The sequence below is a fragment of the Gemmatimonas sp. genome (assembly GCF_041689975.1).
Classification (GTDB): domain Bacteria; phylum Gemmatimonadota; class Gemmatimonadetes; order Gemmatimonadales; family Gemmatimonadaceae; genus Gemmatimonas.
This window is the reverse complement of sequence record NZ_JBDNFF010000348.1, coordinates 1-6,047: the sequence shown is the minus strand read 5'-3', so window position 1 is coordinate 6,047 and position 6,047 is coordinate 1. Positions and strand designations below refer to the sequence as shown.

Annotated in this window: 4 protein-coding genes; 3 read left to right on the top strand and 1 reads right to left on the bottom strand. The window is 62.1% G+C overall.

Annotated features, from left to right (window positions below; all coding sequences use genetic code 11):
• Nucleotides 1–2,807 (top strand): TonB-dependent receptor plug domain-containing protein (locus tag ACESNG_RS20645; RefSeq protein ID WP_373070623.1); only part of this gene is annotated, 2,807 nt, incomplete at its 5' end.
• A gap of 13 nt (nucleotides 2,808–2,820) precedes the next feature.
• Nucleotides 2,821–4,407, top strand: coding sequence for a RagB/SusD family nutrient uptake outer membrane protein (locus ACESNG_RS20640; RefSeq protein ID WP_373070621.1), 1,587 nt, complete (start codon nucleotides 2,821–2,823; stop codon nucleotides 4,405–4,407).
• A gap of 62 nt (nucleotides 4,408–4,469) precedes the next feature.
• Here ACESNG_RS20640 and ACESNG_RS20635 read toward each other — a convergent pair whose 3' ends face one another.
• Nucleotides 4,470–4,895, bottom strand: a complete 426-nt coding sequence (locus ACESNG_RS20635; protein ID WP_373064689.1) for a hypothetical protein — start codon at nucleotides 4,893–4,895, stop codon at nucleotides 4,470–4,472.
• A gap of 226 nt (nucleotides 4,896–5,121) precedes the next feature.
• Between ACESNG_RS20635 and ACESNG_RS20630 the strand changes: the two genes are divergently transcribed.
• On the top strand, nucleotides 5,122–5,385 hold the full coding sequence (locus tag ACESNG_RS20630) for a hypothetical protein (protein ID WP_373070619.1): 264 nt from the start codon (nucleotides 5,122–5,124) through the stop codon (nucleotides 5,383–5,385).
• Nucleotides 5,386–6,047 lie beyond the last annotated feature (662 nt).

Below are 6,047 nucleotides of genomic sequence, written 5' to 3'. Positions count from 1 at the left end.
GCCTCGACCAAGTGACGGTGTCCGGCAGTATGGATGCCCAGTCGGTGGCCAAGTCCACCATCACGGTCGACAAGATCACCAGCGAGAATATCCCGGTCATGCCCACCGGCTCGGCGGCTGGTTTGATTATGGGCAAGGTGGCCGGTGTGGCGATCACGCGCCCCAGCGGTAAGCCCGGCAGCGGCGTGAACATTGTGCTGCGCACACCGATCTCGGGCATTACCGAGGGTGGCGCTCCACCGTCACCGCTATTCGTGGTCGACGGCGTGTTCCTCAATCAGGGGCAATCGGTGACCACGCAGGATATCGAGGCGATGGACATCGAATCGATCGAGGTGATCAAGGGCGCGGCGGCGGCATCGCTGTACGGATCGCGCGCGGCGGCTGGCGTCATTTCCATCACGACCAAGCGCGGCAAGGGCCTCGCCCTCGGCGCGACGCAGTTTCAGGGGCGTATGGAGCAGGGCACCGACCAATTTCAGACGAACTTGCCCAAGAACCAGCACCATGCCTTCCTGCAGGATGCGGGCGGCAACTGGCTGAATGCGCAGGGGCAGACCGTCCCGCGCGCTCAGCGTGCGCTCAAGCCGCTGGGCATCATGGACGCGCCGTTCACCTCGCAAACCTACGACCACCCGAAGCTGTTTTTCAGTCCGGGTAACACGACCATTCAGAGCTTGCAGGTGCAGGGTAACGCGGCCGCGACCAACTACAACCTGGCCTACACCCGCAACGTGTTCGGCGGCGTGCTCGAGAACAACGAGGGGTACCGCCGGCAAACGTTGCGCGTGAACCTCGACTCGCGGCTGAACGAGAAGCTCAACGTGGGTGTCTCGGCGAATCACACGCGGGGCAAAGACGACAATTCGAGCCCGAGCTTCAACAATTTCTATCGCATCGACACCGACGTGAACCTCAAGGAACCCGATCCGTTCCCGAAGATCGGCTTTCCGTACGTGATCGTCCCCGATTCGGTCACGCTGTTCACGAATCCGCTCTACTCCCAGTTCATTGCCGACAACGTCATCGATCGTTCGCGCACTCTTCTGAACGCGAACGCCAGCTATCGCCCCTTCAGCTGGCTCTCGATCGCGGGTGATGCGAATTATGATCGCGGCGACCTCACACAAACGAGTTACACGGCGCGCGGTACTCCGCTGGTGACGGGCACCGGCGGTCTCAGCCCAAGCGTCGGTAGCCTGGCCGTCACGGAGCAGACGAACGACGGCTACATCATCACCGGCACCATCTCGGCCACGAAGTCTCTCGGCGATCTCACGGCGCGCTTGTCGCAACGGGGCGAGACGCGCCGCGAGTTCAATCCCAGTCTCACCACTACCGGGACGGACTTCGGCACCGAAGGGCTGAAGGCCATGTCGCAGGCACGTACCCGCACCACCGGCAACAGCATCACCGACTATCGCGTGCTCGGTGCGATCACCAACCTTGGGCTCAGCTTCAAGGAGCGCTACATCGGTGACTTCCTCTGGCGCCGCGAGGGGAACTCGCTGTTCGGTGGCGCGAACCGTTGGAACACCTTCGGCCGCGCCTCAGCTGCTTGGATTTTGAGCGAGGAAAGCTGGTTCCCCATGCCCGCGTTCAATCAGTTCAAGCTGCGCTACAGCTATGGTGTTACCGGCGTGAGCCCAAGCTTCTCCGATCAGTACGAAGCCATGACCAACGACGGGACCGGCGCTATTCGTCGCAGCAACCTCGGCAACGTGAACATTGCGCCGACGTTCACGAAAGAACAGGAAATCGGCCTCGACCTCGCGTACAAATCGCGCCTGTCGGCGACGGTCACCTACGTGCGGAACGACAGCAAGGATGTATTCGTGAACGTACCGGCGCCCGCCGTATCCGGCTATCAGCTCGTGCGCACGAATCCCGCCCATATCGGCGGCAACGTGCTTGAAATGACCCTGCAGGGCGCCGTGCTGACCAACCCCAAGGGCCTACGCTGGGACATTCTCGTGACGGCCGACAACCAGGCACAGTTCACCCGACAGTTCGGGCGTACCTGCTTCGACGACGGCCTCCAGTACAAGTGCGACGGGATTCCGCTCAGCGAAATGTGGGGCAACTTCAACGTTCAGGATGTTTCGCAGCTGCCCGCCATTCACCGAAACTCGCAGGCGCAGTTCAATGTCAACGACGACGGCTGGGTGGTGCCGGTGGGCACTGGCAACACGTGGCGAGACGGCGTCGCCAAGGGGCTCTGGGGCAGCTCCGTCACCATCGATGGCACTGCTTACGGCTGGGGGCTGCCGATCCAGCAGCGGGATTCGACGGGACAGCTCACGTATGGCCGCATTGGCGACAGCCAGCCGTTCATGCGCTTCGGTTTCCAAAACTCGTTCCGTTACAACAGTTTCCGCCTGTTCGTGCAAACCACGGGGCAGTTCGGTGGCGATGTGTACGCGAACAGCAACCAGACGTACTACGCGTCTGGTGACCATCCCGTCGTCGACCAGTTCGGTCGTCCAGATGAGCTCAAGAAGCCAGTGGGGTATTACAACCGCGTCTCGAACAACAACAACCTGTACCTCGCGAACTTCGTCGAAAGCGCCACCCACCTGACCATTTCGGAATTGCTGTTCGGCTACACCGCGGAAGCGAAGCGGTGGCCGTTTCTCTCCAGGATGGGCGTCTCGCGCGCGCAAATCGATTTGATCGGACGCAACATGCGCACGTTCACCAATTACACCGGCCTCAATGTCATGGCGGGCTCGCCGACCGTGCGCTTTGACGATGCCACCTATCCGATGACACGCACGCTCACGGGCGTCGTCACGCTCACCTTCTGACCGAGGCCGCATCATGCATACTCCGCATAGTCCCGTGTCCCGCCCGGTCGCCGGTCGCCGCCGCGCCGCTGTCCTGATCGCTGCCATCGCCGCTGCCTCCCTCGTGGGCTGCGTCGATCTCGCCGTAACGGATCCGAACAACCTCAGTATCGCCACCGTGTTCAACAACGCGGCCAATACCGAAGCCGCCCTGATCGGGTCCTGGAAGGCCTATACCGCCGTCAATCGCGGCAGTTGCCCCACGGTGATCTACAGCCTGTGGGGGCACGACATCACGACCACCAGCGTCACCTGGTTGGAATTCGCCACCGAGCCGCGGCTGCCCATCAACAACCGCGACAACGTGAATTGCGCCACGCGCGTGTCTTTTTGGACCCCATACGAGGCGTCGGCTGGTGCGCGCGAAGCCTTTATCGGCATCCGGGACAACGCGCTCAAATTCGGCACGATCAACGCTGCCACGCCGGACGGCGCCGACACGCCGAATCGCAAGCTCTTCGCAAAGTTCATCATTGCCATTTCGCAGCTCAAGCTCGCCTTGGCCACCGACCAGGCCTACATCACGGATTCGATCACGCCCGGCTTGAACCAGACGAACGTGGAGTTCCGCCCGTGGCCGGAGGTGCTGGACAACGCGAAGGCGCAGATGCGCGTCGTGATCGCCGAAGCCCGGGCCACACCAAACTTTACGTGGCCCGCGCTGTTCATCAACGGCCGACCGATCACGCGCGATGAGTTGGTGCGGGTGATGTACGCCTTCCTGGTTCGCGCCGATGTCTACTCACCGCGTACCCCGGCACAGCGGAACGCGGTCAACTGGGGCGCGGTGCTCGCGCGCCTCGACTCGGGCATCACGCGTGATTTCGGATGGCAGGCCGATCCGGCTGTTGCCAATACCGGCTCGACCTACATCAACAACTCGTTCGCCCAGAATACGATCCGTATCCACAACCGGCTGCTTGGCCCTGGCGATACCTCCGGCAACTATCAGGCGTGGGTCGCCGCGTCCATCGCCAACCGGACCGCGTTCATCATCACGTCGCCCGACCGGCGCATTCATGGGGCGGCCAACAATCTGGCGGCCGGCACGCGCTTCACGCGGCAGACGGCAACGATGGGCAGCGCCTCGAACGGTGCCTATCTCACGTCGTGGTACCGCTCCACCCGCTATCTGAATACGGCGGCCGATTCCGGCATTCGCGCCTTCATTCAGGTGATCTCGCTCGACGAGATGAAGTTCATCCGCGCCGAAGCACTGTTCCGACTCGGGCGCTTCACCGAAGCCGCGGCGCTCATCAATCCGACGCGAGTGGCGGCGGGATTGCGCCCTGTGGACGCGAACGGGCCGCCGGCCGGCCGCGACTGCGTGCCGCGTAAGGACAGTGGCGCCTGCGGCGATCTGTTCGACGCCATCCAGTACGAGAAGCGCATCGAATTGTATCCCACCGAAGGCGATATCTCGTGGTGGGACGCCCGCGGCTGGGGCAAGCTGGTTCCGGGCACACCATTCCATGTCCCCGTATCGGGGCGTGAACTGCTTTCCCGCGGCTTGCCGATCTACACGTTCGGCGGCGTTGGCTCACCGGGCACGGCGCCGTAAGGCCGGGTCGGTGTGAAGCGAAGAGGGGGCCGTGCGAATGACGCACGGCCCCCTCTTTTGTGCTACGGCTTCTCGCTGATATTGGCGCAGCCCCACACGTTCTGATCGTTCGGCGCCACCTGCGGATCGAACACGCGAACGTAGTACCGCTTGCCGCTTTCGAGCTTCGGAATCATGGCTGTTGCCGAGCCACCACCATCCATCTGGGTCTGCGCTTGCGTGAAGGCCGCCTGCGCCGCAATCGGCACCCCTTGGTCGTTGCAATTGCCGGCCACGATATCCCACGCGACGCGCATGTCGCGACTGCCGTTGCGAAAGGCGAGCTTCGCGCGTGACTGCTTGTCGTTCCGGGGCTCGATCGTGAGGTCGGCCGAGCCGCCGTTGCGCAGTTGGTTGACCGTCGCGAACCACTTGCCCGACTGCGCCGGTTTGGCAAACAGGCCGGCGCTCAGCGCAGCGGCGGAGACGAAGAGAGCGGGAGACCACATGGGATCCTCGGGGAAGTCGGTCGGGGGGAGAAGAACTCGCCAAAGCTACGCGCCGACCGACTTCCTGTGAACGTGTCTTCGCTTCGCGCACTTCGCGAAGATGGTCGAGAGGACAGGGAAGCCTGGTCGATCCTACTGACCCTCCAGGCAGCACCGCCGTTTCGAGCAACCGGCCATGATGGTGCGCACATGGAACGCGCCTTCGAGGCGATCGAGGATTGCTGACTTGGTTTCGCTCGATCACGTCGCGGAGGACCATCACATCCACGTAGCTGTTGAGCAGCGCCACACGATCGCGAAGCTCCACGCCTTGGACCTCCGGAAACCCGCCGACCCTGAAGTATTCGCGGAAATGATGATCGAGAGTGGAGCGTTGCACGGCGTCCAATTCCCGATAACGGGCGTGCTCCTCCACCGCCAGCGCCTTTCCTCGGACTCCCGGCAAGCGCACGTCGCCACGGGTGAGGCTCACCTCAGGCAGGGAGAGTAACTTGGCCAGTTTCAGGTTGAGCAGGTCGGTTGATATCGTCATTCAGTCGTATCCCACTGTTCTTTACAGGAGAACGAGTGGAATGGGTTCGAAAGCAGCGTCTGAATAACGCGGTGGCGGCGGTAGACCTTGTTTCACGATCCAGACGTGCGTCTTCACCGTGAACATGTGGGGACACCACTCTTTGTGTTGCTGTTCTTCGCGGGCCTTCGCGATCTTCGGGGACTTCGCGCGAACGGCGGTGCTGGCGGCTGCCACGGAGCGATCGGAGGGCCAGCTGGTTCGCGCGAAGCTCGCGAAACGACGCCGTTCCCCAAGCAAATCAACCACTTACACCGTTCTAATCCCAAAACGTTGAAACGCTACTGATCGCCATTGAATGACAAAATCGGTCATATCGATCCTTGTTGAAAGGACAATATATCTCCAAAATTCGCTTTATACCCGGACATAATTATATTTATTTCTATCCGGGTAAATTGGCCAATTCCCTTACCCAAACGCCCTAATGGACCGCCAAACCATCGCGTGGTCTGAGCACACGCCCCTCGTCACCGCATTCCGCGGACACCAACAACTGGCCGCCGGTCCACTGCCAGACGTCGCGCGCGTGGTGTGGCGGGCCATCAAGGAAGCCGAGCCGCCACACGAAGCCGTGCTGG